Origin of the sequence: Streptomyces sp. Wb2n-11 (assembly GCF_001049855.1) — a bacterium.
In the GTDB taxonomy this organism is placed as follows: domain Bacteria; phylum Actinomycetota; class Actinomycetes; order Streptomycetales; family Streptomycetaceae; genus Streptomyces; species Streptomyces altiplanensis.
In genome coordinates, this window is the sequence record NZ_CVPB01000001.1 from 3,760,001 (window position 1) to 3,785,743 (window position 25,743).

Annotated in this window: 24 protein-coding genes and 2 rRNA genes (1 of these 26 running past the window's edge); 10 read left to right on the forward strand and 16 right to left on the reverse strand. The window is 69.5% G+C overall.

Annotated features, from left to right (window positions below; genetic code table 11):
• A 23S ribosomal RNA gene (locus BN1555_RS17135) occupies nucleotides 1-2,155 on the forward strand; it begins 970 nt to the left of the window's first position.
• 75 nt (nucleotides 2,156-2,230) lie between these two features.
• Nucleotides 2,231-2,347, forward strand: a 5S ribosomal RNA gene (gene rrf / locus BN1555_RS17140).
• Between the two features lie 64 nt (nucleotides 2,348-2,411).
• Here the strand turns inward: rrf and BN1555_RS17145 are convergent.
• The 4 genes from BN1555_RS17145 to BN1555_RS17160 all read right to left on the reverse strand — a co-directional run bounded on the left by BN1555_RS17145 (nucleotide 2,412) and on the right by BN1555_RS17160 (nucleotide 6,106).
• Nucleotides 2,412-3,080 (reverse strand): response regulator, encoded by a 669-nt coding sequence (locus BN1555_RS17145; protein ID WP_093800203.1) that lies wholly within the window; start codon nucleotides 3,078-3,080, stop codon nucleotides 2,412-2,414.
• Nucleotides 3,077-4,273, reverse strand: a complete 1,197-nt coding sequence (locus tag BN1555_RS17150) for a sensor histidine kinase (protein ID WP_255306428.1) — start codon at nucleotides 4,271-4,273, stop codon at nucleotides 3,077-3,079. The genes BN1555_RS17145 and BN1555_RS17150 overlap by 4 nt, the downstream gene beginning before the upstream one ends.
• Nucleotides 4,274-4,394: 121 nt before the next feature.
• Entirely contained in the window at nucleotides 4,395-5,171 is a 777-nt protein-coding gene (locus tag BN1555_RS17155; RefSeq protein WP_093800205.1) for an ABC transporter permease, read from the reverse strand.
• A complete protein-coding gene (locus tag BN1555_RS17160; RefSeq protein ID WP_093800206.1) occupies nucleotides 5,168-6,106 on the reverse strand; it encodes an ATP-binding cassette domain-containing protein in 939 nt (312 codons plus the stop codon). The genes BN1555_RS17155 and BN1555_RS17160 overlap by 4 nt, the downstream gene beginning before the upstream one ends.
• Nucleotides 6,107-6,236: 130 nt before the next feature.
• On the opposite strand from BN1555_RS17160, the gene BN1555_RS17165 reads away from it, so the two are divergent.
• Nucleotides 6,237-6,824 carry a GNAT family N-acetyltransferase gene (locus BN1555_RS17165; RefSeq protein WP_093800207.1) on the forward strand — a complete coding sequence of 196 codons (588 nt, stop codon included), beginning with the start codon at nucleotides 6,237-6,239 and terminating at the stop codon, nucleotides 6,822-6,824.
• Here the strand turns inward: BN1555_RS17165 and BN1555_RS17170 are convergent.
• The 7 genes from BN1555_RS17170 to BN1555_RS41630 form a co-directional block, all read right to left on the reverse strand.
• Nucleotides 6,821-8,488 (reverse strand): TraM recognition domain-containing protein, encoded by a 1,668-nt coding sequence (locus BN1555_RS17170; RefSeq protein ID WP_093800208.1) that lies wholly within the window; start codon nucleotides 8,486-8,488, stop codon nucleotides 6,821-6,823. The two genes, BN1555_RS17165 and BN1555_RS17170, sit on opposite strands and share 4 nt — an antisense overlap.
• A 1-nt stretch (nucleotide 8,489) precedes the next feature.
• Entirely contained in the window at nucleotides 8,490-9,902 is a 1,413-nt protein-coding gene (locus tag BN1555_RS17175; RefSeq protein WP_093800209.1) for an ATP-binding protein, read from the reverse strand.
• Nucleotides 9,903-9,921: 19 nt separating this feature from the next.
• Complete coding sequence (locus BN1555_RS17180) at nucleotides 9,922-11,472, reverse strand: SCO6880 family protein (protein WP_093800210.1); 1,551 nt, start codon at nucleotides 11,470-11,472, stop codon at nucleotides 9,922-9,924.
• A complete protein-coding gene (locus BN1555_RS17185) occupies nucleotides 11,469-12,788 on the reverse strand; it encodes a hypothetical protein (RefSeq protein WP_093803449.1) in 1,320 nt (439 codons plus the stop codon). The genes BN1555_RS17180 and BN1555_RS17185 overlap by 4 nt, the downstream gene beginning before the upstream one ends.
• Before the next feature lie 55 nt (nucleotides 12,789-12,843).
• Complete coding sequence (locus BN1555_RS17190; RefSeq protein WP_093800211.1) at nucleotides 12,844-13,692, reverse strand: DUF8175 domain-containg protein; 849 nt, start codon at nucleotides 13,690-13,692, stop codon at nucleotides 12,844-12,846.
• Between the two features lie 180 nt (nucleotides 13,693-13,872).
• The gene (locus tag BN1555_RS17195; protein ID WP_028814667.1) at nucleotides 13,873-14,181 is read right to left on the reverse strand and encodes a hypothetical protein; all 309 of its coding nucleotides are present in this window, start codon (nucleotides 14,179-14,181) and stop codon (nucleotides 13,873-13,875) included.
• A 337-nt stretch (nucleotides 14,182-14,518) separates the two neighbouring features.
• Entirely contained in the window at nucleotides 14,519-14,887 is a 369-nt protein-coding gene (locus tag BN1555_RS41630; protein ID WP_176710052.1) for a DUF397 domain-containing protein, read from the reverse strand.
• A 705-nt stretch (nucleotides 14,888-15,592) separates the two neighbouring features.
• Between BN1555_RS41630 and BN1555_RS17210 the strand changes: the two genes are divergently transcribed.
• From BN1555_RS17210 to BN1555_RS17220, 3 genes are all read left to right on the forward strand, one after another.
• Nucleotides 15,593-15,961 (forward strand): peptidoglycan-binding domain-containing protein, encoded by a 369-nt coding sequence (locus BN1555_RS17210; protein WP_093800212.1) that lies wholly within the window; start codon nucleotides 15,593-15,595, stop codon nucleotides 15,959-15,961.
• A 189-nt stretch (nucleotides 15,962-16,150) separates the two neighbouring features.
• Complete coding sequence (locus BN1555_RS17215) at nucleotides 16,151-17,176, forward strand: C40 family peptidase (protein WP_255306063.1); 1,026 nt, start codon at nucleotides 16,151-16,153, stop codon at nucleotides 17,174-17,176.
• A gap of 285 nt (nucleotides 17,177-17,461) precedes the next feature.
• Nucleotides 17,462-18,199, forward strand: coding sequence for a phosphatase PAP2 family protein (locus BN1555_RS17220; protein WP_093800213.1), 738 nt, complete (start codon nucleotides 17,462-17,464; stop codon nucleotides 18,197-18,199).
• 51 nt (nucleotides 18,200-18,250) lie between these two features.
• Here the strand turns inward: BN1555_RS17220 and BN1555_RS17225 are convergent, their stop codons facing one another.
• Nucleotides 18,251-19,828 (reverse strand): FAD-binding oxidoreductase, encoded by a 1,578-nt coding sequence (locus BN1555_RS17225; RefSeq protein WP_093800214.1) that lies wholly within the window; start codon nucleotides 19,826-19,828, stop codon nucleotides 18,251-18,253.
• A gap of 164 nt (nucleotides 19,829-19,992) precedes the next feature.
• The gene (locus BN1555_RS38995) at nucleotides 19,993-20,154 is read right to left on the reverse strand and encodes a hypothetical protein (RefSeq protein ID WP_176710053.1); all 162 of its coding nucleotides are present in this window, start codon (nucleotides 20,152-20,154) and stop codon (nucleotides 19,993-19,995) included.
• Nucleotides 20,155-20,335: 181 nt separating this feature from the next.
• On the opposite strand from BN1555_RS38995, the gene BN1555_RS17235 reads away from it, so the two are divergent.
• Complete coding sequence (locus tag BN1555_RS17235) at nucleotides 20,336-21,160, forward strand: SCO4651 family lipoprotein (RefSeq protein WP_093800216.1); 825 nt, start codon at nucleotides 20,336-20,338, stop codon at nucleotides 21,158-21,160.
• 88 nt (nucleotides 21,161-21,248) lie between these two features.
• Nucleotides 21,249-21,461, forward strand: coding sequence for a hypothetical protein (locus tag BN1555_RS17240; protein WP_255306064.1), 213 nt, complete (start codon nucleotides 21,249-21,251; stop codon nucleotides 21,459-21,461).
• A 59-nt stretch (nucleotides 21,462-21,520) separates the two neighbouring features.
• Here the strand turns inward: BN1555_RS17240 and BN1555_RS17245 are convergent, their stop codons facing one another.
• Complete coding sequence (locus BN1555_RS17245; RefSeq protein ID WP_093800217.1) at nucleotides 21,521-21,889, reverse strand: metal-sensitive transcriptional regulator; 369 nt, start codon at nucleotides 21,887-21,889, stop codon at nucleotides 21,521-21,523.
• 195 nt (nucleotides 21,890-22,084) lie between these two features.
• Between BN1555_RS17245 and BN1555_RS17250 the strand changes: the two genes are divergently transcribed.
• Both BN1555_RS17250 and BN1555_RS17255 read left to right on the forward strand, forming a co-directional pair.
• Nucleotides 22,085-22,705, forward strand: coding sequence for a DUF47 domain-containing protein (locus BN1555_RS17250; protein WP_028814660.1), 621 nt, complete (start codon nucleotides 22,085-22,087; stop codon nucleotides 22,703-22,705).
• A gap of 6 nt (nucleotides 22,706-22,711) precedes the next feature.
• Complete coding sequence (locus tag BN1555_RS17255; RefSeq protein ID WP_093800218.1) at nucleotides 22,712-23,710, forward strand: inorganic phosphate transporter; 999 nt, start codon at nucleotides 22,712-22,714, stop codon at nucleotides 23,708-23,710.
• 168 nt (nucleotides 23,711-23,878) lie between these two features.
• Here BN1555_RS17255 and pstB read toward each other — a convergent pair whose 3' ends face one another.
• A complete protein-coding gene (gene pstB, locus BN1555_RS17260) occupies nucleotides 23,879-24,655 on the reverse strand; it encodes a phosphate ABC transporter ATP-binding protein PstB (RefSeq protein ID WP_093800219.1) in 777 nt (258 codons plus the stop codon).
• Nucleotides 24,656-24,679: 24 nt separating this feature from the next.
• Nucleotides 24,680-25,738, reverse strand: a complete 1,059-nt coding sequence (gene pstA, locus BN1555_RS17265) for a phosphate ABC transporter permease PstA (RefSeq protein ID WP_093800220.1) — start codon at nucleotides 25,736-25,738, stop codon at nucleotides 24,680-24,682.
• Between the last annotated feature and the right edge of the window lie 5 nt (nucleotides 25,739-25,743).

The following is a 25,743-nucleotide window of genomic DNA, read 5'->3' on the forward strand; positions in this document are numbered from 1 at the left end:
ACTGGATAGGCGATGGGCCCTACCGGGTTACTGACCTTAGCCAAACTCCGAATGCCGGTAAGTGAGAGCACGGCAGTGAGACTGTGGGGGATAAGCTCCATGGTCGAGAGGGAAACAGCCCAGAGCATCGACTAAGGCCCCTAAGCGTACGCTAAGTGGGAAAGGATGTGGAGTCGCAGAGACAACCAGGAGGTTGGCTTAGAAGCAGCCACCCTTGAAAGAGTGCGTAATAGCTCACTGGTCAAGTGATTCCGCGCCGACAATGTAGCGGGGCTCAAGCGTACCGCCGAAGTCGTGTCATTCACACATATATCCCCAACGGGAGTGTGGATGGGTAGGGGAGCGTCGTGTGCCGGGTGAAGCCGCGCCGGAAGGCAGTGGTGGACGGTACACGAGTGAGAATGCAGGCATGAGTAGCGATACACACGTGAGAAACGTGTGCGCCGATTGACTAAGGGTTCCTGGGTCAAGCTGATCTGCCCAGGGTAAGTCGGGACCTAAGGCGAGGCCGACAGGCGTAGTCGATGGACAACCGGTTGATATTCCGGTACCCGCTTTGAAACGCCCAGTATCGAATCCTCTGATGCTAAGGCCGTGAAGCCGTCCCGGAGCCTTCGGGCAAAGGGAAGTGGTGGAGCCGCCGGCCCAAGGTGGTAGTAGGTAAGCGATGGGGTGACGCAGGAAGGTAGTCCAGCCCGGGCGGTGGTTGTCCCGGGGTAAGGGTGTAGGCCGAGGGGTAGGCAAATCCGTCCCTCATCAAGGCTGAGACCTGATGCCGAGCCGATTGTGGTGAAGTGGATGATCCTATGCTGTCGAGAAAAGCCTCTAGCGAGTTTCATGGCGGCCCGTACCCTAAACCGACTCAGGTGGTCAGGTAGAGAATACCGAGGCGTTCGGGTGAACTATGGTTAAGGAACTCGGCAAAATGCCCCCGTAACTTCGGGAGAAGGGGGGCCATCACCGGTGACGAGTCTTGCACTCCGAGCTGGGGGTGGCCGCAGAGACCAGCGAGAAGCGACTGTTTACTAAAAACACAGGTCCGTGCGAAGCCGTAAGGCGATGTATACGGACTGACGCCTGCCCGGTGCTGGAACGTTAAGGGGACCGGTTAGTGACCTTTCAGGGTTGCGAAGCTGAGAACTTAAGCGCCAGTAAACGGCGGTGGTAACTATAACCATCCTAAGGTAGCGAAATTCCTTGTCGGGTAAGTTCCGACCTGCACGAATGGCGTAACGACTTCTCGACTGTCTCAACCATAGGCCCGGTGAAATTGCACTACGAGTAAAGATGCTCGTTTCGCGCAGAAGGACGGAAAGACCCCGGGACCTTTACTACAGTTTGATATTGGTGTTCGGTTCGGCTTGTGTAGGATAGGTGGGAGACTTTGAAGCATGCACGCCAGTGTGTGTGGAGTCAATCTTGAAATACCACTCTGGTCGTGCTGGATGTCTAACCTCGGTCCGTGATCCGGATCAGGGACAGTGTCTGATGGGTAGTTTAACTGGGGCGGTTGCCTCCTAAAGAGTAACGGAGGCGCCCAAAGGTTCCCTCAGCCTGGTTGGCAATCAGGTGTTGAGTGTAAGTGCACAAGGGAGCTTGACTGTGAGACCGACGGGTCGAGCAGGGACGAAAGTCGGGACTAGTGATCCGGCAGTGGCTTGTGGAAGCGCTGTCGCTCAACGGATAAAAGGTACCCCGGGGATAACAGGCTGATCTTCCCCAAGAGTCCATATCGACGGGATGGTTTGGCACCTCGATGTCGGCTCGTCGCATCCTGGGGCTGGAGTCGGTCCCAAGGGTTGGGCTGTTCGCCCATTAAAGCGGTACGCGAGCTGGGTTTAGAACGTCGTGAGACAGTTCGGTCCCTATCCTCTGCGCGCGTAGGAATATTGAGAAGGGCTGTCCCTAGTACGAGAGGACCGGGACGGACGAACCTCTGGTGTGCCAGTTGTCCTGCCAAGGGCATGGCTGGTTGGCTACGTTCGGAAAGGATAACCGCTGAAAGCATCTAAGCGGGAAGCCTGCTTCGAGATGAGTGTTCCCACCCCCTTCGAGGGGTTAAGGCTCCCAGTAGACGACTGGGTTGATAGGCCAGATGTGGAAGCCCGGCAACGGGTGGAGCTGACTGGTACTAATAGGCCGAGGGCTTGTCCTCAGTTGCTCGCGTCCACTGTGTTTGTTCTGAAGTAACGAACCGTGCCCATGTCCGGTTGGTTCAACTTCACAGTGTTTCGGTGGTCATAGCGTTAGGGAAACGCCCGGTTACATTCCGAACCCGGAAGCTAAGCCTTTCAGCGCCGATGGTACTGCAGGGGGGACCCTGTGGGAGAGTAGGACACCGCCGAACAATTCTTGTGGGAGAGCCCCGCACCTTCTGGTGCGGGGCTTTTCCGCGTTCCCGGCCAGCTCCCTCAGACCGGCCGTACCAGCTTTGTGTCGTATGCCAGGATGACCGCCTGTACCCGGTCCCGGGCGTCCGTTTTGGCGAGGATTCTGGAGACGTGGGTCTTCACCGTCGATTCCGCGAGGTGCAGGCGTTCGGCGATCTCGGTGTTCGTCCAGCCCTGGCCGATGACGGTGAGGATTTCCAATTCCCGGTCGGTGAGGGGCGTAAGGCGGGCGTCCGGTGCTGCCGCCCCGTCGGCTGCTGTCTTCGGCAGGTGGTGGGCGTACGCGTCGAGAAGCCGGCGGGTCAGGCGGGGGGCGACCACCGCGTCGCCCGTCGCCACCGCGCGGATGCCGGACAGGAGCTCTTCCGGGAGCGCGTCCTTGATGAGGAAACCGGAGGCCCCGGCGCGCAGTCCGGCGTAGGCGTACTCGTCCAGGTCGAAGGTGGTCATGATGAGGACCTTCGTACGGTCGCCCGCGGCGACGATGCGGCGGGTGGCCTCGATGCCGTCGAGGCCGGGCATGCGGATGTCCATCAGGACGACGTCCGGGCGGAGCCGGGAGACCAGACGCACGGCCTCCGTACCGTTGGACGCCTCGCCCAGGACCGTCATGTCGTCCTGGCTTCCGAGGAGCATGCGGAAACCGAAGCGCTGCATGGGCTGGTCGTCGGTGATGAGCACGGTCGTCACGGCTCGGGGTCCTCGTTCCGGGGAAGATGCAGGTGGACGCGCCAGCCGCCGGAGGGCCTGGCGCCGGCTTCGAGTGTGCCTTCGTACAGGGCTGTCCGTTCGCGCATGCCCGTGATGCCCCGGCCCTCGGGGGCGGGAGAAGGCGTTGTGCTGCTGGTGTCGGTGATGGTGGCGAAGATGGCCTGCGGGGTGTACGTGACGTCGACTTCCGCCGTGGCGCCGGGGCCCGCGTGCTTGAGGGTGTTCGTCAGGGCTTCCTGGACGACTCGGTAGACGGTGAGCTGTCGGCCCGGTCCCGGTGGTACGGAGCCGGGGTGGCGGCTCATCGTCATGCGTACGGGCAGACCTGCGGCCCGTACGCCGTCCATGAGCTGGTCCAGGTCGGTGAGGGTGGGCTGCGGAGTGAGGTCGGCCGAAGGCGGCTCGTCCTCGCGCAGCACGCCGAGGACGCGGCGCAGTTCCGCCAGGGCCGTGCGGCTCGTCGTGCTGATGGCCTGGAGGGCCTGGGCGGCGCGCTCCGGGGATTTGGCCGCCGCGTACCTGCCGCCGTCCGCGAGGCCCGTGATGACCGAGAGGTTGTGGCCGATGATGTCGTGCATCTCACGGGCGATACGGGTGCGTTCGGCGGCGGCGGCGAGCTGGGCCTGCTGGTCGCGTTCGGTCTCCAGGCGGCGGGCGCGGTCGACCAGCGCTTCTGTGTAGTCCCTGCGGGTGCGGACCGCGATGCCGAGGAGCGTGACCATGGTGAAAGCCCAGGCGGCCGGTACGACTTGCTCGCTCCAGCCGTCGGGCGGAAAGCGGAGGGCGCCCGCGACGGACGGTCCCATCGTCAGTGCCGCCGCCCACCAGAGCGTCTTGAGCGGCAGGCGCAGCGCGATGTGGAAGACCGGGAAGAGCTGGAGGAGAGCCGCTTGCAGGACGGCGCCGGTGAGGCTGTTGGCGAGGGCGGCCAGTGCCATGGCGGTGAGAACGGGCAGGGGGCGGCGGCGGCGCCACAGCAGGGGCACCGAGAGGCCGAGGCTCATCGAGAGCACCAGCCGGTCGGGCAGGTCCGCGTTGTGGGCGATGGTCTGCCAGCCGCCCTCGCCGTAGTCGATCAGGGCGGCCGTCACGAGGAAGGCGGTCAGCAGCAGGTCCCAGACCAGTGGGCGGCGCCGGTCGAAGGCGCGTACGCGCTGCAGGAGGTGCTGGATCTGCCGGGTGGGCGCCGGAGCGCCCGTGGACCAGTCCTGGTCCCGGGCGCCGGCTTCGCTCCTCGGGGCGCGTGTCACCTGTTCATCCTCGTACAGGGGGTGTGCGGAAGGGAGTTGGGGTTCATACATCGCGGCGCTCGAGCAGCAGGCCCGCCGCCGCCAGGGAAGCCGCCGCCCACAGGACCAGGGCGAGCAGCGCCGCTCCGGGCGAGGCGGCGCCCGGTACGGTCTGGGCGGAGACGAGGACCTCCACCGACTTGGACGGGAAGTACTCCACGGCGTCGCCGACGATGTCGTACGGCAGCATGGCGAACACTTCCGGGAGGATCATGACGCCGCCGACGAAGGCGCCGACGGCGCCCGGCACCGAGCGGAGCAGCGCGCCCAGGCCCAGGGCGATCAGGCCGAGCAGGGTCAGGGCCGCCGCGCTGCCGGTCAGGGCGCGCACCACGCCCGGGTCGCCGAGCGAGGCCGCCTGGTCGGTGCCGGAGAGGAAGAGCTGAGCGGTCAGGAAGGTGACGAAGGCGGTGACGAGCGTGAGGGCGAAGGTGACCGCGCCGAAGACCGCGGCCTTGGACCACAGGACGGGGAGCCGGCGTGGTACGGCGGTCAGCGAGGCGCGGATCATGCCGGTCGAGTACTCGCCCGCGGTGACGAGGATGCCGAGGACGGCGAGCGCGATCTGTGCGAACTGGATGCCGATCAGGACCAGGAGGACGGTGTCGACGTCTCCGTCGCCGCCGCCCGTGGTGTAGGTCGCACCCATCAGCAGGCCGATACCGAGCGTCAGCGCGCTCGCCGTCAGCAGGGTGATCCAGGTGGAGCGCAGCGTCCACAATTTGTGCCATTCGGAGCGCAGGACGCGGCCGGGGGTCACCCGGTGGGCGGGCGTGTTCATGCTGCGGCTCCTTCCAGAGGCGTGGCCTGGTACTCGACCGCGTCGCGCGTCAGGTCCATGAAGGCCTGCTCCAGCGAGGCGGTGCGGGGTGCGAGTTCGAAGAGGGGGATGGAGTGGGCGGCGGCGGTGCGGCCGATGTGTTCGCCGTCCGTACCGCGGACTTCGAGCGTGCCGGGGGCGGGTGAGGTGATGTCGACGCCCGGAGCCGTCAGGAGCTCGGAGAGGAGGCCGGCCTCAGGGGTGACGACCTTGACGACGCCCTGCCCGGAGTCCCGTACGAAGTCGGCGACCGTGGTGTCGGCGAGCAGCCTGCCGCGGCCGATGACGACGAGGTGGCCGGCGGTCAGGGCCATCTCGCTCATCAGGTGGGAGGAGACGAGGACCGTGCGGCCTTCCGCGGCCAGGGACTTGAGGAGGGTGCGGATCCACAGCACGCCTTCCGGATCGAGTCCGTTGACCGGTTCGTCCAGGACGACCGTGGCCGGGTCGCCGAGCAGCGCCGCCGCGATGCCGACGCGCTGGCCCATGCCGAGCGAGAAGCCCTTCACCCTGCGGTGCGCGACGTCGGTGAGGCCGGCGAGGCCGAGTACGTGGGTGACGCGGCTGCGCGGGATGCCGTGGGTGTGGGCGAGCGCCATCAGGTGGTGGTGGGCGGTGCGGCCGGGGTGGACGGAGCGGGCCTCCAGCAGGGCGCCGACCTCGTGGAGCGGGGCGGTGTGCGCGGCGTAGGCGCGGCCGCCGACGGTCGCGTGGCCCCGGGTCGGTGCGTCCAGACCGAGGAGCATGCGCAGGGTGGTGGATTTGCCGGCTCCGTTGGGGCCGAGGAAGCCGGTGACGGCGCCGGGGCGGACGGTGAAGGTGAGGTTGTCGACGACGGTCCTGTCGCCGTACCGCTTGGTGAGTCCGACTGCTTCGATTCCGTTTGGCCTGGTCATGGACTCGACGCTACGGAGCGGGCGGCGGCGCGTCGTCCGACCGCGGGCGGGGGCGGGGCACGGGGAGTGGTACCCGGGTACGACGCCGAAATCGCTTGGCTCAGGGGCGAGGACGGGTGAGTATCGCCGGATGGACTGTGTGATTCGCCCCGTACGCGCTGATGAGTGGGACAAGGCGAAGGAGCTGAGGCTCGCCGCGCTCCAGGACCCGCTGGCGGGCATCGCTTTTCTGGAGACGTACGGGAAGGCCGCGAGCGAGCCCGACTCCTTCTGGAAGGGGCGTACGGACCGGGTCACGGGGGACGGCTCCGAGGCGCGGCAGTTCGTCGCGGAGGCGCCGGGCGGTCGGTGGGTGGGGTCCGTCACCGTGATCGTCGAACGGGCGGGGGCGGAGGGGGCGTTCGACGGTGCGCCGGAGGTCGACCAGACGCATGTCGTGGGTGTCTTCGTGCGGCCCGAGGCGCGGGGGACCGGGGTGGCGCAGGAGCTTTTCCGGGCGGCGCTGGAGTGGTCGTGGGCGCTGACGGATCCGCGGATCGAGCGGGCCAGGCTGTACGTGCACGAACGCAACGGGCGGGCGGAGGCGCTTTACGCCAAGGCCGGCTTCCTGCGGAGCGGGAAGACGGTGGCGATGCCGGGGAACCCGTCGGAGACGGAGTACGAGATGGTGGCCGAGCGGCCGCGGGAGCTGGGTGCGGGCGGGGACAGGGGGCTCTAGCCGGCGGTGAGGGTGTGGTCCGGCCAGCGGGCCCGGCCCTGTTCCCGGGAGCGGAGCAGGACCAGGGTCGACAGGCCCTGGTCCTGGCCGGTCGACAGCAGCTCGGGGAGCGGGGGAAGCGGAGCCACGGCCGCGACGTCGTCCAGGACGAACGTCATGGGCGGGTCGAGCCGGCCGGCGGGTGACCGTGCGGCCAGGCGGCGGCCGTGCTCGACCACGCTCGACGCGAGTGCGGTGAGCAGAGGCATCGCTCCGGGACGCGACTTGGGGTCCTCGATCGCTTCACCCACCACGTAAAGGGTGCCCCCCTCGTCCGCAAACGATTCCAGACTGAGCGAATCGGTTCGATTCGGGGTGCAGGCTTCGCGGATGTGGACCGAGGAGAGGGCCGCGAACGCCCTGGCCGTCAGTTCCTGCGCGATCTCGCGGCGTTCGGGGTAGGCGGTGAGCGCGGATTCGAGGAGGCCCGCGGCGCCGCTCGACGCCTTGGGATGGGTGCGGAGGATACGTACCGCCTCGTGCGCGCTGTGACCCTGCGCCCAGCGGTGCACCTGGCGGAAGGGGCGGCCGTCCACGGCGGCGGCGTGCAGCCAGCTGCTGAGCAGGGTCTGGGCGGTGTCGGCCACCGCCGCGTCCAGCCGCGCCTGGGGCTGTACGGGCGCCAGCAGCGCCACGGCGCGCGCGGTGGCGGTGTCGGCCCGGTCGCAGCCGGCGGTGGGGGACCAGTGGAGGCGGGCCGGGGTGTCGCAGAGGTGCCCGGGGTCGTACACGAGGACGGGGCCGAGCTTGGCGCGCGCGTCCTTGGTCTCGGCCCACACGGTCGGGTCGGAGGTGACGACGAGCGCGGGGCCTTCGGCGTCGAGGACGGCCTGTACGGCGGTGGGGCGCCGGATTTCTGGGCTGCCGTAGAGGAGGCGGGGGGCGCGGGGCGCCGGGACGGCGGGACTGCTCCAGCCACCTGCCGGCTGCGGTGCGGCGAGGGGGCCGGAGGTGGGCGCGGGGCCAGGGGCGGTGGCGCCGGGCGGGAGAGGGGGGCTCGGGGCCGTGTGCCGGGTGCCGGCGGTGCCGGGGCCGGTGGCGCCGAGTGGAGTACCGGCCGGGGCGGCGGCCCGGGCACCCGTGTGGTCCCCCGGGTGGGGCGGCGGCACCTCGGAGCCGTGGCCCGGGCCGGGCCCGGCGCTCGCGGCCGGCCCTGCGGGCGATGCGGGCCCGGGCCCGCAGTCCGCGCCCGTGGGCGGCGGGACCGTGGCGCGCGGACGTTCTTCCGCTTCCGTCCTGGCCGCCCTCGCCGCTGCCCTTGCCGTCTCGCGCTGCGCCTTCAGGCGGGCCAGTACGCCCACCACGAAGACCGTCAGCACGCACAGCACCATCAGCTCACTGATCAGCAGCCCCCAGAACAGGCCGTACCCGGACAACTGGCCCGGCGGTGTGTCCGGCCACGCCGCCGGGATGTCCTGGGGGGCGCCCATCAGGTGGCGCAGGGCCAGCGGCGTACGGGCGAACGTGACGCCGTCCGGCCAGGCGCCGTGGGCGAACAGGCCCGCCAGGCCCGTCGCCAGCCATGCCAGGGCCGTCAGGCCGAACAGGAAGGCCAGCAGACCGACCAGCAGGGAGTCGGGAATGCCGCGCCCGCCCTGCTGCTGCTGTCTGTCGTCGGGTCTCATGTCAGGCGACCGTCGATTCCGAGGACGACCCGCTCATCTGCTGCTCGATGAGGGCCGCCCGCTGTTCCGCCTCCAACTCCGCGGCTCGCATGTCGTCCGAGATCATGTCCGCCGAGGTCTCCGTCATCGCGCGGTCCGTGAAGACCAGGGGCCGTTCCGCCTCTGTGATCAGGTGTTTGACGACCTGGACGTTGCCGTTGACGTCCCATACCGCGATGCCCGGCGTGAGGGTCGGGATGATCTCCACCGCCCAGCGCGGCAGCCCGAGCACCCGGCCCGTGGCCCGCGCCTCGTCCGCCTTCTGGGCGTAGATCGTCCGCGTCGATGCCATCTTCAGGATCGCCGCCGCCTCCCGCGCCGCCGCGCCGTCCACCACGTCCGACAGGTGGTGGACCACCGCCACGAACGACAGGCCGAGCCGGCGGCCGAACTTCAGCAGGCGCTGGAAGAGCTGCGCGACGAAGGGGGAGTTGATGATGTGCCACGCCTCCTCCACCAGGAAGATGCGCTTCTTGCGGTCCGGCCGGATCCAGGTGTGCTCCAGCCACACGCCCACGATCGCCATCAGGATCGGCATCGCGATGGAGTTGCGGTCGATGTGGGACAGGTCGAAGACGATCAGCGGCGCGTCGAGGTCGATGCCGACCGTCGTCGGACCGTCGAACATGCCCCGCAGGTCACCGTCGACGAGGCGGTCCAGGACGAGGGCGACGTCCAGGCCCCAGGCCCGTACGTCGTCCAGGTCGACGTTCATCGCCTCCGCGGACTCCGGCTCGGGGTGGCGCAGTTGCTCGACGATGTCCGTCAGGACCGGCTGCCGGTTGACGATCGTCTCGTTCACGTACGCGTGCGCGACCTTGAGCGCGAAGCCGGACCGCTCGTCGAGGCCGTGTCCCATCGCGACCTCGATGATCGTACGGAGCAGGGCGAGCTGCCCCGTCGTCGTGATCGACGGATCGAGGGGGTTGAGGCGGATGCCGCCGTTGAGGGCCGCCGCCGGGTCGAGCCGAATGGGGGTTATCCCCAGCTCCTGCGCGATCAGGTTCCATTCGCCCACGCCGTCCTCGCCCTGCGCGTCCAGGACGACGACCTGCCGGTCCTTGAAGCGCAGCTGGCGCAGTACGTACGTCTTCTCCAGCGCCGACTTGCCGTTGCCGGACTCGCCGAGCACCAGCCAGTGCGGGGCGGGCAGTTGCTGTCCGTACAGCTGGAAGGGGTCGTAGATGTACCCCTTGCCGCTGTACACCTCGCGGCCGATGATCACGCCCGAGTCGCCGAGGCCGGGCGCGGCGGTCGGCAGGTAGACGGCCTGGGCCTGCCCCGTCGACGTACGGACGGGGAGTCTGGTCGTCTCCACCTTCCCGAAGAGGAAGCTGGTGAAGGCATCCGTGAGTGCGGACAGCGGATCTCGCATGGCGGGTCTGCCCTCTCGGTTAACGACGGATACCGGTGGCGAACGGCAAGGTGTTGACGAACGCCCGGTGGTGCTCGCGGTCGCACCACTCCAGCTTGAGATACGACTTTCCGGCCGAGGCCCTGATGGTCCGCTTGTCGCGGGCCAGCGCCTCGGGAGAACGCGACGACACAGTGATGTACCCGACCAGGTTGACACCGGCCGCACCGCTCGCGAGATCTTCACCCCGCTGGTCGAGCCGGCCGTGTGCCGCGATGTCGCGCGGGTCGACGGTCCGGTTCATCTTGGCCTGGCGGCTGGCCTCCGCCTCGTCGTTCGTCTTCTCCGTCAGCATCCGTTCGATGGCGACCTCGGTGGGTTCGAGGTCCATGGTGACCGCGACCGTACGGATCACGTCGGGGGTGTGGACGAGCAGCGGCGCCAGGAAGTTGACGCCGACCGGCGTCATCGGCCACTCCTTCACCCAGGCGGTGGCGTGGCACCAGGGCGCGCGCGTGGACGACTCGCGGGTCTTGGCCTGGAGGTACGTCGCCTCCATGGCGTCCAGCTCGGCCGGCCAGGAGTTGCGCTTGGTCATGGCCTGGATGTGGTCGATGGGGTGGTCGGGGTCGTACATCGAGTGCACGAGGGAGGCGAGGCGCCCCTGCCCGAGGGGCTGGCGCACGCGGATGTCGGCCTCCGCGAGCCGCGCACAGATGTCGGTCAGCTCGCGCGCCATGACGACGGCGAGCCCGGAGTCGCGGTCGAGCCTGCGGCCGCCGTGGGGGCGGGCGGCGCGGGCCATGGCGTGGGCCTCGGCGGCGAGCTCGCGGGAGTAGTGCATGCAGGCGACGAGGTAGGCGCGGTGCTGCTCGCTGGAGGTCGACACCATGGACTGGAGCTGGTCGTACGACTCCTTGAGCCAGCCGGGGGCGTGCGTGTCGCCGCGCTGGGCGACGTCCTTGGCGTGGGCGTCGGGGTCGGCGGGGAGGGTGCGGGCGAGCATCTGGAGGCGAGTGACGAAGCCGTCGCCGTTGGCGACGTGCTTCAGCAGCGTGCCGAAACGGTCGACCAGCGCCTCCTGGTCCTCGCTGTCGCGCAGGCCGACGCCCGGCCCTTCGATCTCGATGGCCGCTGTCACCGTGCGGCGGTCGGCGTGCAGGAGTACGGCGATCTCGTCGGGGCCGAAGGGGGCGGCGAGCCAGGTGATGCGCCCGATGCCGGGCGGCGGGCCCACCTCGACCTCGCGGCCGTCGCCGCGCACGCCCGCTTCCATGGCGCCGCTGCGGTAGGTCGTGCCGTTGCGCAGGGTGCGCTTGTAACTGCGGTTGATCTCGAACCACTTGTAGAAGGTGCGGTGCTTGTACGGGACGTACACCGCCATCAGGGCCAGCATCGGGAAGCCCATCAGCAGCACGATCCGCAGGGACAGGACGGGGACCAGCAGTCCGCTCATCATGCCTAGGAACGCGCCGGCGATGATCAGCACGATCTCGCCGGTCTCGCGGTTCTTGCCGACGATCGCGTTCGGCCGGGCGCGGCCGATCAGATACGTACGGCGGGGCGCGATGGGTTGGGACTGCGTCGTCAACGCCCTGCACCTCCTGTGCTGTTGTTGCCGGTACCCGTGTTGCCGGTACCGCGGTTCGTGTGCGTGCTGGTGCTACGGGCCGAGGGGGCGGCGGAGGGGACAGCTCCGCCGCCCCCCGCGCCGCCGCTTCCTCCGCCGGTACCGCCTCCGCCGCCTCCGCCGCCTCCGCCGGAGCCGCGGGAGCTGTGGGCCGCCACGCCGCCGCTGACGGGGTTGGCCTGGCGGGGCGGCGAGCCGTTGCCGCCCCGGTCGCCGCCTCCGCCGCCACGGCTGCTGTGGGTCTTGATGCCCTGGGAGACGAGGGCGGCGGGGGAGCTGATGACGGCGGCCGCCTGGGCGCCGTCGGTGGCCTTGTTGCGGTTGGAGCGGGCGGAGGCGATCTCGTCGCCGAAGCCGGGGACGAAACGGTAGATCATCCCGGAGGCGAAGATCGCCAGCAGGATGATGGCGAGGCCGGACACGACGGCGGAGAAGGCGTTCGGCCCGTCGTCGGAGGAGAGCGCCCCGGCGAGGCCGAGGACGATCACGATGACGGGCTTGACCATGATGACGGCGATCATGATGCCGGCCCAGCGGCGTACGTGCCCCCACATGTTCTTGTCGACGAGGCCCGCGTAGACGACGACGCCGAGGAGCGCGCCGACGTAGAGGAGCAGGGCCCGGATGAACAGCTCCAGGAAGAGGATCCCGGCCGCGAGGATGGTGACGAGGGACACGACGATCAGCATGATCGGCCCGCCCCCGATGTCGTCCCCCTTCTTGAGCGCCTCGGAGAACGACCCGAAGAACACGTCGGTCTGGCCGCCGGTGCCGGCGGCGATGACTTCGGTGACGCCGTCGGTGGCCGTGACGATGACGTAGAGGATCAGGGGCGTGAAGGCGGAGGCGAGGACGGTGAGCCAGAGGAACCCGATGGCCTCGGACAGCGCGGTCGCGAGCGGCACGCCGCGGATGGCGCGCTTGGCGACGGCGAGCAGCCACAGGACGAGGGTGAGGATGGCCGAGGCGGCGAAGACGATGGCGTACTGCTGGAGGAACCTGGGGTTGGTGAAGTCGACGCTGGCGGTCGACTTCACGGCCTCGGAGAGTTTCCCGACGATCCAGGCGGCGGCGTCCGCGCAGCCCTTGGCGAGGGAGGACAGGGGGTCCAGGGACTCGGTGGGGCTGGTGGGGGTGCGGAGACCGGAGCGCTCGCCACCGCTTTCGCCGTTCCGGCAGTAGTCCTTGGCCGGACCGACGATGAGGTCGCAGTTGTCCTTGTCGGACGGCGTCGGCGTCGGCGATGGCGCGGCGAACGCCCGGGCGGCAAAAAGCATGGCCGTTGTCTGTACGAACGCGAAGACAGCAGTGAGTTTCAGCGCACGGCGTGGGCTACCGGGCATAGGTGAACCCTCCGTACTCCTCGACTGCCTTGGAGATCTCGTCTGCGTCGGAGGCTGCACGGTCAGCGTTCACGGGGGCCGGTCCCTCCTTCTGGGAGAAGCTTTCGACCTTCCAGTCGCCACCTGCCCACTGGACCTCGAGTGTCATGGTGAACCAGTCATTGGTCACCGGGTTGGTCGAGCCGACGCCTGCGGTACCGAACACGCCTGTGCACCAGACCTCAACGGTCGCGGCGCTGTCCGTGTAATTGGTGACCTTGGTGCCGACGGGCGCTGTGCGTGAAACGTATGTCATCCCCTGAGCGGCGTTGCCGTTCTTGTCGAGCCCGACCTTGTCGAGGAAGTCCTGGCTGTAGGCCTCGTCGAACCTTGCCTCCAGCTCCGGGACCTTCGCCGGGACGAAGATCTGTCCCACGATCTCCTGTCGCCGGTCGGGCTTGAGGATCTCGGCGGAGACGAGAGCCACCGCGTAGTTCGCCGCGGCGCTCTGCGCACCCTGCTCGTCCTGCGCGAAACCGGACGGAATCAATCCGTTCTTGCCCTCGACCGGCCTCACGCCCGTCGCGGCCGTCGGTTCCGCGCCGCCGCTCCCCTTCACCTCGCCGCCCGAGCCGCTGTCGCCGCCACCCCGGTTCGCGAATGCGATAGCCGCGATCAGCAGCACCACCACGCCCACCACGGTGACGAGGGAACGCGAGGTCCGTACGGGCCGTCGCGCGCCCCCGTACACATCGTTCCCCCCGCCCTCGGGGAGGCGCGTGCGGGTCTGGCCGGAGCCGCCGACACGGCTCGTACGACCCGTGTCGCCGCCGTACCCGTGCTCGTCGCCGAGACTCATGCCGCGTGCACCCCCTCAACCGTTTGCAGTTCCGCGTAGTACGACGGTAGCCGTGCTGGTTCCCGCGCGGGCGCGGTGTGGTGACTCGACATCAGGGAGACGCAACCTCAGCCGGTGGGCACGACGGACGGGTGGGGTGGGAGAGTGGGCCGGGAACGCCCGGTGCTGGCTGACGGCGGGTTAAACAGCCATCCCGTACACGATGGTGAAGAGCGTGCCGAGTGAGCCGATGATGAAGACGCCGGTGAGACCGGCGACGATCAGTCCCTTGCCCTGCTCGGCGCTGAACGTGTCCCTCAGAGCCGTCGCGCCGATCCGCTGCTTCGCGGCTCCCCAGATGGCGATTCCGAGGCAGAGGAGGATGGCGACAGCCATCACAACCTCGATCATGACGCGGGCCTCGTTCCCCAGGGTCCCGAACGGGCCCCAGTTCGGGGCAATTCCGCCGATGATGGTGGTGATATCGCCCTTTTCGGCTGCCAGGTTCATGTAAGTCACCGCCCCTGTCGGGTAGTTCGTCGCCCCTGCCGCACGACAGGGGTCACGCTCTATCTTCGCTGATGAAACCGCGTAGGTATGTCGACTTGGTAGCTGTCTTTGCCCGGCCTCCGGCGTGTCGCCGGTCCGACCGCGCTGACCTGCGGTGCCGACCGGCTGTATTCGGAAACACGTATGGTGACTCTGTGTATCACGCGGTGTGACTCCGGGCAATGACTGGCGTTATGCACCTTGGGCCGGACGCGGCTCCCAGGGGGCGCGGACGACTCCGCGGCGCGTGCGGTGGGGCACCGGGGCCCGGCGCGACCCCGGCGCGTGCCCTGACGGCCTACCGGTCCGGGTGGTCCGGGGGCCGGGGTGCCGAGCCCGGTGGAGTGGTCGAACTCGACGGCTCGTACGCCGAGCACGAACGCGTCCCACTTCTTCCGGTTCGTCGTGGGACGTTCTCGGGATCGCCGGTCCCGCGGAGGTGGACCGGGTCCTCCGGCCCGAAGGCGATCTCGATCCGGGGGCCGGGGCCGTCCTCTCCCCCGGGGGCGGCGCGTATCCCGTCCAGGCCGGCGGGGGTGGCCCGGAGTGGCGCTCCGGCGGGGCCGCCGCTTTCCGTGACTCCGACCGTGCCGTGTGAACTGGCCACGTGGCCGCAGGAGTCGCCCTGGGTGCAGTACGAGGACTTCCGCCAGTCGCGCGTGGGCATTACGGCTCCCTTCACGGGTTGCGGCTGGTGCTGTGGATGACGTCCCGGTTCTCTGCCGACGAGTGCGCGACGGCTTCAATTCTGTTGAAGGGAATCCGGTGCTTCTGAAGTCCGGTACCTCCGAAGTTGGGCCTCGGCATCGGGGAACGCGAGTCCGTGGGACCGGTCCAGGCGCACGGTGTCCATCTGCGGGACCGGGCCGTACGCGTAGTGGATGGACTGACCCGAACCAGGGATGGCGCCGGCTTTGAAGGGGGACCACCTGGAGGGTGATGTGGTCGCGCTCACTCATACGGGACGCGGTGCTCCACCTCGGGCGGCGGCATCGGCGGGACGTCTTGCTGAAAGCCCGCCCGCCCCCGGCGGCGACGGTCCGGCCGGGTCCGGGCGCGGGCTTGCAGGTCGCGCGGCTCTGCGCCGACAGCTGGGGCGCGTGCCTGCTCGGCGGTGGGCTGCCCGGTGGTGGCGGGGAACTGCTGTGGGTGGAGTGTGAGCGGAAGGCGGGGTACCGGGGTACGCGTCGAGCGATCCGGTGTGACCGTGCGTACCGGGCGCACCCTGGTGGTGCGGACATCCGGGGTGCGCCAGGGGCCGTCACCCACATGGGCTGTTCTCCTGACATGCACGAAGGGCCGTACTCCCGTTGGACACGAACCTCTCCGGCAGTTCAGCCGCATCAATGAGCCGGGAGAAGGGGAGTCCTTCATGCTCGTACGCCACCGGGTCGCCCTCGCGTCGGCCGCCGTGCTCGGCGGGCTCGCTCTGTCCGTCTCGCCCACCGTCGCGCACTCCGCCGCACCGGCCGCCGCGCCCGTGCCCGTCGCCCGGTTCGCCCCGCCCGCCTACTGCGGCCACTACGACGGCAGTACCACGACCCGGCGCGGCCATTCCGGTGCCGCGGTGAGGGAGGCGCAGTGCCTCATCAACCACCGGGCCGGTGGGGAGGCGCTCGCTGTCGACGGCGTCTTCGGGGCCCGTACGGAGAGCTGGGTCGTCCGCTTCCAGGACGTGAAAGGCCTTCAGGTCGACGGCATCGTCGGGCCGCGGACCTGGGCCGCCCTGCGCGCGCTCTGATCCGGTGCCCCGGCCCGGTGCTCTGATCCGGTGCTCTGACCGGGCGCTCCGATCCGCCGCGTCCCGCGGTACGCGAACGCCGTGTCCGCCACTCCGTGGCGGCGCTGCGTTTCGGACGTGTGTGACACCACGTCGGACGCGTGCGCGAAAACTGCTGTGAACCCGTCTCGGATGGGGGAGGGTTGAAGGGTGCGCAAAGTCTGGGTGGTCAGCGGGATCGGGATCGGCCTCTGCCTGAGTTTCGTCGCGCTGCTCGTCGTCGGGACGTTCTCCGCCGCCGCGGGGCTGGCCGGCGGTGCGGGCGGCGGGCGGGCGGTCGGGCTGGCCAAGGGGGCCGTGCCCGCGTTGTACCAGCCGCTCGTGCAGAAGTGGGGCAACCTCTGTCCGGCCATCAACCCGGCGCTCCTCGCCGCGCAGTTGTACCAGGAGAGCGGCTGGAACCCGAGGGCGCAGAGCCCGGCCGACGCGCGCGGCATCGCGCAGTTCATCCCCGGCACGTGGGCGTCCCACGGGGTCGACGGGGACAGGGACGGGGACCGGGACATCTGGGACCCGGCCGACGCGATTCCGTCGGCGGCGACGTACGACTGCGAATTGGCTGGTTACGTCAAGAAGGTGCCGGGGGATCAGACCAAGAACATGCTCGCCGCCTACAACGCGGGCGCGTACGCCGTCATCAAGTACGGGGGCGTCCCGCCGTACCGCGAGACGCAGAACTACGTGAAGATCATCACAAGTCTGGAGGAGAGCTTCGCGCGCCCCGTCGGGCGGGTCGAGCCGTCGCGGCAGGCCGCCGGGGCCATCTACTTCGCGCAGAAGAAGCTCGGCACCAAGTACCTGTGGGGCGGGAACGGCACGCCGGAGCAGGGCGGCCGGTTCGACTGCTCCGGGCTGACCCAGGCCGCGTACCGCACGGTCGACATCGAGCTGCCGCGCGTGGCCAACGACCAGTACAACGCCGGGCCGCACCCGTCCAGGGACGAGCTGCTCCCGGGCGACCTGGTCTTCTTCTCGGACGACCTGACGAACTCGCGCGCGATCCGGCACGTCGGCCTCTACGTCGGCGGCGGCTACATGATCAACGCCCCGTACACCGGTGCCGTGATCCGCTTCGACAAGATCGACACACCGGACTACTTCGGGGCGACCCGGGTCACCGAGGACGGCGCGGAAGCACTCCCCACGAACCTCCCGGAAGACCGCGGCGGCGCGTGACATGGCTTGAACCCTCTGTTATCGCCGCCCCCTGAGCTGCGGTGATGTGTCTCTCTTCGGTAACGTGATGGTGATCTTTCAGTGGAGATCGGTGGAGAGTGGAACGGTGGGGCCGGAGAGAGCGTTCCCTTGACCGGGGGACTGTGACAGCCGCGCTCACCACGCACTGACCACGGCATGGCTTTGCGTCGAACCGATCGCATCGCATGGACCACGGGGGTTCGCAGGAGCGGCACGCAGACGCGCGTGCCGCGCAGCAGGCAACAAGGCAAGGGGCCGCGGCAGATGGCTGGACTCGCACTGGACGGGGCGAACCCCGACGTCAGTCTGCTCTACGACATCAACGGACTGGCGGCGGATGCGCCGGGCTGGTTCGACCGGGTCATGGAGTTCGTCGGGGAGTACGGGACGATGCTCGGCATCGTCCTGCTGGGGCTCTGGTGCTGGTGGAGCGTACGCAGGCGCGAGGACGCGGTCACCTCGGTGGCGGGGCTCGTCTGGGCGCCGCTGGCGGCCGGGATCGCGCTGCTGATCAACATCCCGATCCGCGGGTTCGTGGAGCGGCCCAGACCGTTCAACGACCACAAGGGGCTCGAGGTCCTCATCGCGGGCAAGACGGACTACTCGTTCGTCAGCGACCACGCGACGCTGGCGATGGCCATCGCCGTCGGAATCTTCGTCGCCAACCGGAAGTTCGGGTTCGCGGCGATCGGGCTGGCGGTCGTGGCGGGCTTCTGCCGCGTCTACATGGGCGTGCACTACCCGACCGACGTCATCGGCGGATTCGCCCTCGGTACGGCCGTGGCGCTGCTGCTCGCGCCGGTCGCGATGGCGCTGCTCACGCCGCTCGTGGGAGCGATCGCGCGCTCGGAGAAGGCGGGCCGGCTCGTACGGGCGAAGGGGCCCGCGGTGCGTACGGCGGACGTCGGGGCCGGGACGGGAGTGCGCGGCGGTGACGGCGGGCCGGCGGTCGTCCCGGCGCCGCGCGCCGGGGACAGCGAGCGCAACGACCTGGCGGCCTGAGCGCGGATCACCAGGGGAGAGGCGCACCGGACGGTGCGCCTCTCCCTTTTTTCACAGCGCCTGGGGGAAGTCGAAGAGCCTGTCGGGGTCATAACGCCTCTTCAGCTCGGTCAGCCGACCCGCGGCCGCGCCGTAGTAGGCCCTGCGCCAGTCGGTCAGGGCCGCGTCCGTGTAGTTCTGGTACGCCGCCCCCGAGGCGTACCGGCGCATCACCATGTGGGTGTTTTTCAGCCACGTCTGCTGGGCGGTGCCGGAAGTGCCCGCGCGCCAGGCGCCGGTGTACTGGGCGAGCATCCGCGAGCGGCGGTGCACGAACGCCGTCGCGAGCGGGTCCACACGGTTCACCGCGCCGCCGAGGGCGGTCAGCGCGATGGTCCCGGCGCCGCCCCCGCCCACGGGGAGGCGGGTGAACGCCTCGGCCCGGTCGAGCAGCGCGCGTACCCCGGCGGGGGAGAGGGAGCGGTCGAAGAAGTCGCTCCGGGACGCGTACGTCTCACGGCGCAGGACGCCCTCGGGGGTGCGGCCGGGGGTGGTGCCCGGCAGGTGGCACTGGGCGTCGCTGAGATCGGCGCAGCCGGCGTACAGGAGCATCGACTCCTGGTGGCTGCGGCGGCGCAGGGAGACCGAGCGGGCGGGGGCGCCGATCCTGTCGGCGAGGCGGTCCACGGCGTTCTGGAGGTCGCCGTACGTGCCGAGCGAGAAGGCGGAGACGGAGACGTTGGGCGCCGTACCGCCCGGACCGGCGGCGAGGTGCGCGGACGACCAGATCTCGTCGGGCTGGTCCGGCCCCCATTCCTGCCAGGCGGTGACGACGGCCTGCGCCTTCGACCAGGGCCAGGAGAGGAACGCGGTGACGGCGGCGGGGGCCGGGCGGGTCCGGAAGGTCATCTCGGTCACCACGCCGAAGTTGCCGTTCCCCGCGCCGCGCAGGGCCCAGAAGAGGTCCGGGTGCTCGGTGGACGTGCAGCGCAGGCGCCTGCCCGCGGCGGTGACGAGGGTGACGGAGGTGAGGCTGTCGCAGGTCAGGCCGTACGCACGGGAGACGACCCCGTGGCCGCCGCCGAGGGCAAGTCCCGAGATGCCGACGGTGGGACAGGAGCCGGCGGGGACGGTGCGGCGGCCGTGGCGGGCGAGGCCCTGGTAGACGTCGATGAGTTTGGCGCCCGCGCCGATGGTGCCGTTCGCTTCGATCTTGGCGAGTTTCGATACGTCGACGACCAGGCGCCCGGTGCCGGAGGACCAGCCCGCGTAGGAGTGGCCGCCGTTGCGGATGGCGACGGGGGTGCGGTGCGCCGCGGCGAAGGCCAGGCATTCCCCGACGTCCGCCTCGTGCGCGACGTAGGCGACCGCGGCGGGCCTCAGGTGGTCGAAGCGGGTGTTGTAGAGCCGGCGGGCGGTGGGGTAGGCGGCGTCGCCGGGGCGGAGGAGCCGGCCGTCGAGACTGCGGGCGAGGGCGGTCCAGGCGGGGACGCGGGAAGAGGAGGGGGAAGGAGCGCGGGAGGTGGTACCGGGGGGGCCGGTGGGGCCGTTGCGGCCGTCCGTGGTGCCGGTGGCGGTGCCGGTGCAGGCGGCCGCGGCGGCGGTGGCCGCCAGGGCCGTGGCCGAGGTGAGAAGTGTGCGCCGTTCCATGATGTCTGCCTCCCGGTGGTCGAGACGGCTTCGAGGCGGAACGGGTTCCTGCGGGGCGGTGCGCTTTCCGGGCCCGGGTACAGGTCCGGGACCGGGTGTGGATGCGGCCCGGGCGCGGGTACCGCTGCGGAGTCTCCCCGGCCGCGCCCGTTCCCGAAACCGGGTCAGCTTGTCGTCACGTGCAGGTCCGCGTCCGTGCGGGCCCGTTCGCGGGAACGGCGGGCCGGGCCGCGCCAGCCGCAGGTGCAGTGGGCGAAGCAGAAGGAGCCGCGTTCGGTCGTGCCGGTGCGGTGGGTGGGAGCGTCCGTTGTGGCGTGTTGCAGCACGGGTCCACGGTACCGGGGGAGTCGGACCGTGTGACCGGCCGGCCGGAAGTCGGCGGCCGGCTTGCGCGGGCCGGTGCGCACGGAGCCGGGCGGGCCGGGGCGTGACCGCGTTCGCGGGGAGTCGTTAGGCGGGGCGGGTGCGATGGGTCACCGTGTGGTAAGGCGTTGGGGGTTGGCGGCGATGGTGGTGCGGCAGCACAGAGGCAGGGGCGGCGCGGTCGCCGTGGCCGTCGCGGCGGGGCTACTGGCCTCCACCGGGTGTTCCGGTGGCGGTGCGGTCGCCGAGGACCAGCGGGGCGGCGCTCCCCTCGACACCGTGCGCCGCGCGGCCGACGTGCTCTTCGCGGCCGGCAGCTCCAAGGCCCGTACGTCCATGGTCATGGCCACCGGCGGTACCCGGGTCACCATCCGGGGCGAAGGGGCGTACGACTTCAAGAAGCGCATGGGGCGGCTCGAGGTGGCGCTGCCGCCGGACCCCGACGGCTCGGACAAGCAGCGGCCCATCACGGAGCTGCTCGCCCCCGGGGCGCTCTACATGAAGAACCGGGGCGCGGGCGTGCCCGCCGACAAGTGGGTGCGGATCGACACGACGACGCTGGAGGACGGGAACCTCGTCACCGGCGGGGCGACGGATCCGCTGGCCGCCGCGGAGTTGCTGCGCGGGGCGGAGGACGTGACGTACGTCGGGAAGGCCGATGTGGCCGGAACCGGTGTCCGGCACTACCGAGGGATCACCGACATCGCCCGGGCCGCGCGCGTCGCCGCGCCGCACGCGCGCGGGGCGCTCGCCGCCGCGGCGAAAGGGTTCTCCGAGGACGCGGTTCCGTTCGACGCGTACTTCGACGAGCAGGGGCGGCTGCGCAAGGTCCGCCACCGGTTCGACTTCGCCAACGCGGGACGCACGGTGGCCGTCGCCTCGACGACGCTGCTGTACGCGTTCGGAGCGTCGGCCGAGATGCGGCTGCCGGCGGCGGCGGACATCTACGTGGGGAAGATCCACACATAGGCGGGTGGGGGGAAATGGTCCGTCCGTGCCATGCGCGGTGCGTGCCGCGCTGCCTACGCTGGGAAGCCGACGATGGCTGAAAGAGGTGATGTACGTGGCACCGTTGAGCAGTACGCCCGTCCAGGACCACGTCGCCCTCGCCGAGATCGAGCTGTGCGGTGAGCTGATGATCGCGGCGTCCGGCGCCGACGGGGAACGGCTCAGTCCGGACCGTATCGACGAGGTGCTGAAGGTCGGGGCAGGGGCAGGGGCAGGGGCAGGGGCAGGCGGCGGGCCGGAAGCCCACGAGCGTCCGTTCTGACGGCAGGTCCGGGGACCGACGGGTCCCCGGACCGTGAACGCCCCGGGATCAGGTCCTCATCAGGTCCTCAGCAGGCGGGCGATCGCCTTGGTGGCTTCTTCGACCTTCTCGTCGATCTCTTCGCCGCCCTTGACCGCCGCGTCCGCCACGCAGTGCCGCAGGTGCTCTTCCAGGAGTTGCAGCGCGAAGGACTGGAGCGCCTTCGTCGAAGCCGAGACCTGCGTGAGTATGTCGATGCAGTAGACGTCTTCGTCGACCAGCCGCTGCAGACCGCGGATCTGGCCCTCGATCCGGCGCAGGCGCTTGAGGTGCTCGTCCTTCTGCTTGTGGTACCCGTGCACCCCGTGGTCGTGGTCGCTCACCACGGCTTCGGAGGCTCCGGAGGGCGCTTCGGTCGTCGTCGCGCCGGCCGCCTCGGTGGTCGTCATCGCGTCCTCCCGTTGTCCTGAAAGGGTCTGCATACCCCGGATGGGTATATGGTAACGAATTTCGCGGGTACTGGCCCGGGGGCCCGTACTGAGCACTGTGCCCGATGGGCGACACTGAAGAACGCCGGTTAGCCGTGGCCGGATGATGCGCCTAGCATCACCCTGACCGAATCCAATGCACCCCGAGGACCCCACGTGCGCTTTCGTCTGACCCCCAGGGAGACGAGCTTCTACGACATGTTCTCCGCCTCCGCGGACAACATCGTCACGGGCTCGAAGCTCCTGATGGAACTGCTCGGAGCGGACTCCTCCGCCCGAGTCGAGATCGCGGAGCGGATGAGGGCAGCGGAGCACGCGGGGGACGACGCGACCCACGCGATCTTCCACCAGCTCAACTCCTCGTTCATCACGCCGTTCGACCGCGAGGACATCTACAACCTCGCCTCGCAGCTCGACGACATCATGGATTACATGGAGGAGGCCGTCGACCTGGTCGTTCTGTACCAGATCGAGGAGCTGCCGAAGGGCGTCGAGCAGCAGATCGAGGTCCTGGCCCGAGCGGCCGAGCTGACCGCCGAGGCCATGCCGCACCTGCGGACCATGACCAACCTGACCGAGTACTGGATCGAGGTCAACCGCCTGGAGAACCAGGCCGACCAGATCCACCGCAAGCTGCTCGCGCACCTCTTCAACGGCAAGTACGACGCCATGGACGTGCTCAAGCTGAAGCAGATCGTGGACGTGCTGGAGGAGGCGGCCGACGCCTTCGAGCACGTCGCCAACACGGTCGAGACGATCGCCGTCAAGGAGTCCTGACCTCCGGTGGACACCTTTGCGCTCATCGTGACCATCGGGGTCGCGCTCGGCTTCACGTACACGAACGGCTTTCACGACTCCGCGAACGCCATCGCGACTTCGGTTTCCACGCGGGCGCTGACCCCGCGCGCGGCCCTCGCCATGGCCGCCGTGATGAACCTCGCCGGTGCCTTCCTCGGCAGTGGCGTCGCCAAGACCGTCAGTGAGGGGCTCATCGCGACCCCGCACGGCGACAAGGGGATGGGAATCCTCTTCGCCGCACTGGTCGGGGCGATCGTCTGGAACCTCGTCACCTGGTACTTCGGTCTTCCTTCGTCCTCCTCGCACGCGCTCTTCGGCGGCATGGTGGGCGCGGCGCTCGCGGGCGGGACCGAGGTCATCTGGTCCGGGGTGCTGGAGAAGGTCGTCATCCCGATGTTCATCTCGCCGTTCGTCGGGCTGCTGCTCGGCTACCTGGTGATGGTGGTCATCCTGTGGATCTTCCGTAAGGCGAACCCGCACAAGGCGAAGCGGGGCTTCCGTATCGCCCAGACCGTCTCGGCGGCCGGCATGGCGCTCGGGCACGGTCTCCAGGACGCGCAGAAGACCATGGGCATCGTGGTGATGGCGCTGGTCATCGCCGATGTCGAGGGTCAGGGCGACGCGATCCCGATGTGGGTCAAGATCGCCTGTGCGCTGACGCTCTCGCTCGGTACGTACGCGGGCGGCTGGCGCATCATGCGGACCCTGGGCCGGCGGATCATCGAGCTGGACCCGCCGCAGGGCTTCGCGGCGGAGACCACGGCCGCGTCCGTGATGTACACGGCCTCGTTCATGTTCCACGCGCCGATCTCCACGACGCACGTCATCACCTCCGCCATCATGGGCGTCGGCTCGACCAAGGGGTCGCGCGCCGTGCGGTGGGGCGTCGCCAAGAACATCGTGATGGGCTGGTTCATCACCATGCCGGCCGCCGCGCTGGTGGCCGCCGCGTGTTACTGGGTCGTCCTGCTGGCCTTCGGCTGAAGCGTATGAAAACGGGTCCGCCCCCACTCCCTGTGAGGAGTGGGGGCGGACCCTTTTGCCTTGCGGTGGCACCGCCATGCAGCACCGCAGGACAGGCGTGGCGGCCGGCTTCCAGCCGAAGGGGTCCAGCCGAAGGGGGTCCAGCCGAAGGGGTCCAGCCGGAGCGGCCTAGCCGAAGCGGCCGGAGATGTAGTCCTCCGTGGCCTGGACGGACGGGTTGGAGAAGATCCGCTCGGTGTCGTCGATCTCGATGAGCTTGCCGGGCTGGCCGATGGCCGCGAGGTTGAAGAACGCCGTGCGGTCCGAGACGCGCGCCGCCTGCTGCATGTTGTGCGTCACGATGACGATCGTGAAGCGCTCCTTCAGCTCGCCGATCAGGTCCTCGATGGCGAGGGTCGAGATCGGGTCCAGGGCCGAGCACGGCTCGTCCATCAGGAGCACCTGCGGCTCGACCGCGATCGCGCGGGCGATGCACAGACGCTGCTGCTGGCCGCCGGAGAGGCCGGAGCCGGGCTTGTTCAGGCGGTCCTTGACCTCGTTCCAGAGGTTGGCGCCGCGCAGGGACTTCTCGACGACCTCGGCGAGCTTGCTCTTCTTGTACGAGCCGTTGAGGCGCAGGCCCGCCGCCACGTTGTCGAAGATCGACATGGTGGGGAAGGGGTTCGGGCGCTGGAAGACCATGCCGACCGTGCGGCGTACGGCGACCGGGTCGACGTCCTTGGCGTACAGGTTCTCGTCGTCCAGGAGGACCTTGCCCTCGACGCGGCCGCCGGGGGTGACCTCGTGCATCCGGTTGAGGGTGCGCAGGAAGGTGGACTTGCCGCAGCCGGAGGGGCCGATGAAGGCCGTCACGGAGCGGGGCTCGACGGTCATCGAGATGTCGTCGATCGCCTTGTGGTTGCCGTAGTAGGCCGACAGGCCGCTGATGTCGATTCGCTTGGCCATCTGAATCACTGCTTTCTGCTGGCCTTAGCGGCCGGTGCTCGGGGCCTTCCAGCGGGCGATGCCGCGGGCCACCAGGTTGAGGATCATGACGAAGGCGATCAGGACGAGCGCTGCGCCCCAGGCCCGGTCGATCGACGCTTCGGTGCCGACGACGTACTGCTCGTACACGTACAGCGGAAGCGAGGACTGGGCGCCTTCGAAGGGGTTCGGGTTGATCAGCTTCGTACCGAAGACGAGCAGCAGAACCGGGGCGGTCTCACCCGTGATGCGGGCCACCGCGAGCATCACTCCCGTGGTGATTCCGCCGATCGCGGTCGGCAGCACCACCTTGAGGATGGTCCGCCACTTGGGGACGCCGAGGGCGAGGGACGCCTCACGGAGCTCGTTCGGGACGAGCTTGAGCATCTCCTCGGTGGAGCGGACGACCACCGGCATCATCAGGATCGCGAGGGCCAGCGCGCCGGCGAATCCGGAGGGCCCGAAGCCCAGCATCAGATTCCAGGTGGCGAGGATGAACAGGCCCGCGACGATCGAGGGGATGCCCGTCATGACGTCGACGAAGAACGTGACGGTCTTCGCCAGCCTTCCGCGTCCGTACTCGACCAGGTAGACCGCGGTGAGCAGACCGACCGGGGCGGCGATCAGGGTCGCGATGCCGACCTGCTCCAGGGTGCCGAGCAGGGCGTGGTAGATGCCGCCGCCCTCGTCGGTGTCGAGCAGGCCGCTCATCGAGTGGCTGAGGAAGTACCCGTCGATGACCTTGATGCCCTTGGTGACCGTCACCCAGGCCAGGGAGAGCAGCGGGACGAGGGCGAGGATGAAGCAGACCCAGACGACGCTGGTCGCCACGCGGTCCTTGCCCTGCCGGCTGCCCTCCACCTTGGTGGTGATCGCGAAGGTGGCCAGTACGAAGAACAGGGCGGCCAGCATGCCCCACTGCACACGGCTGTGCCAGCCGGCGACGAGGCCGAGGCCGACGCCGGCCGCGACGGACCCGGCGGCGATGGCGGCGGGGGCCCAGCGGGGGAGGCGGGCGTGGGCGAGCGACGCGTGGGGCGCGGGGGAGACCGGGCGCTTGTCCATGGTCG

What these genes read in the sequence shown, in the direction of transcription:
- pstA (WP_093800220.1), bottom strand. Translation starts at nt 25,738, where the DNA reads ATGGACAAGCGCCCGGTCTCCCCCGCGCCCCACGCGTCGCTCGCCCAC.
- BN1555_RS17185 (WP_093803449.1), bottom strand. Translation starts at nt 12,788, where the DNA reads ATGCTTTTTGCCGCCCGGGCGTTCGCCGCGCCATCGCCGACGCCGACG.
- BN1555_RS17160 (WP_093800206.1), bottom strand. Translation starts at nt 6,106, where the DNA reads ATGACCAGGCCAAACGGAATCGAAGCAGTCGGACTCACCAAGCGGTAC.
- BN1555_RS17190 (WP_093800211.1), bottom strand. Translation starts at nt 13,692, where the DNA reads ATGAGTCTCGGCGACGAGCACGGGTACGGCGGCGACACGGGTCGTACG.
- BN1555_RS17225 (WP_093800214.1), bottom strand. Translation starts at nt 19,828, where the DNA reads ATGGAACGGCGCACACTTCTCACCTCGGCCACGGCCCTGGCGGCCACC.
- BN1555_RS17220 (WP_093800213.1), top strand. Translation starts at nt 17,462, where the DNA reads ATGGCTGGACTCGCACTGGACGGGGCGAACCCCGACGTCAGTCTGCTC.
- BN1555_RS17195 (WP_028814667.1), bottom strand. Translation starts at nt 14,181, where the DNA reads ATGAACCTGGCAGCCGAAAAGGGCGATATCACCACCATCATCGGCGGA.
- BN1555_RS17165 (WP_093800207.1), top strand. Translation starts at nt 6,237, where the DNA reads ATGGACTGTGTGATTCGCCCCGTACGCGCTGATGAGTGGGACAAGGCG.
- BN1555_RS41630 (WP_176710052.1), bottom strand. Translation starts at nt 14,887, where the DNA reads ATGCCCACGCGCGACTGGCGGAAGTCCTCGTACTGCACCCAGGGCGAC.
- BN1555_RS17235 (WP_093800216.1), top strand. Translation starts at nt 20,336, where the DNA reads ATGGTGGTGCGGCAGCACAGAGGCAGGGGCGGCGCGGTCGCCGTGGCC.
- BN1555_RS17210 (WP_093800212.1), top strand. Translation starts at nt 15,593, where the DNA reads ATGCTCGTACGCCACCGGGTCGCCCTCGCGTCGGCCGCCGTGCTCGGC.
- BN1555_RS17155 (WP_093800205.1), bottom strand. Translation starts at nt 5,171, where the DNA reads ATGAACACGCCCGCCCACCGGGTGACCCCCGGCCGCGTCCTGCGCTCC.
- pstB (WP_093800219.1), bottom strand. Translation starts at nt 24,655, where the DNA reads ATGGCCAAGCGAATCGACATCAGCGGCCTGTCGGCCTACTACGGCAAC.
- BN1555_RS17170 (WP_093800208.1), bottom strand. Translation starts at nt 8,488, where the DNA reads ATGAGACCCGACGACAGACAGCAGCAGCAGGGCGGGCGCGGCATTCCC.
- BN1555_RS17175 (WP_093800209.1), bottom strand. Translation starts at nt 9,902, where the DNA reads ATGCGAGATCCGCTGTCCGCACTCACGGATGCCTTCACCAGCTTCCTC.
- BN1555_RS17240 (WP_255306064.1), top strand. Translation starts at nt 21,249, where the DNA reads ATGTACGTGGCACCGTTGAGCAGTACGCCCGTCCAGGACCACGTCGCC.
- BN1555_RS17245 (WP_093800217.1), bottom strand. Translation starts at nt 21,889, where the DNA reads ATGACGACCACCGAGGCGGCCGGCGCGACGACGACCGAAGCGCCCTCC.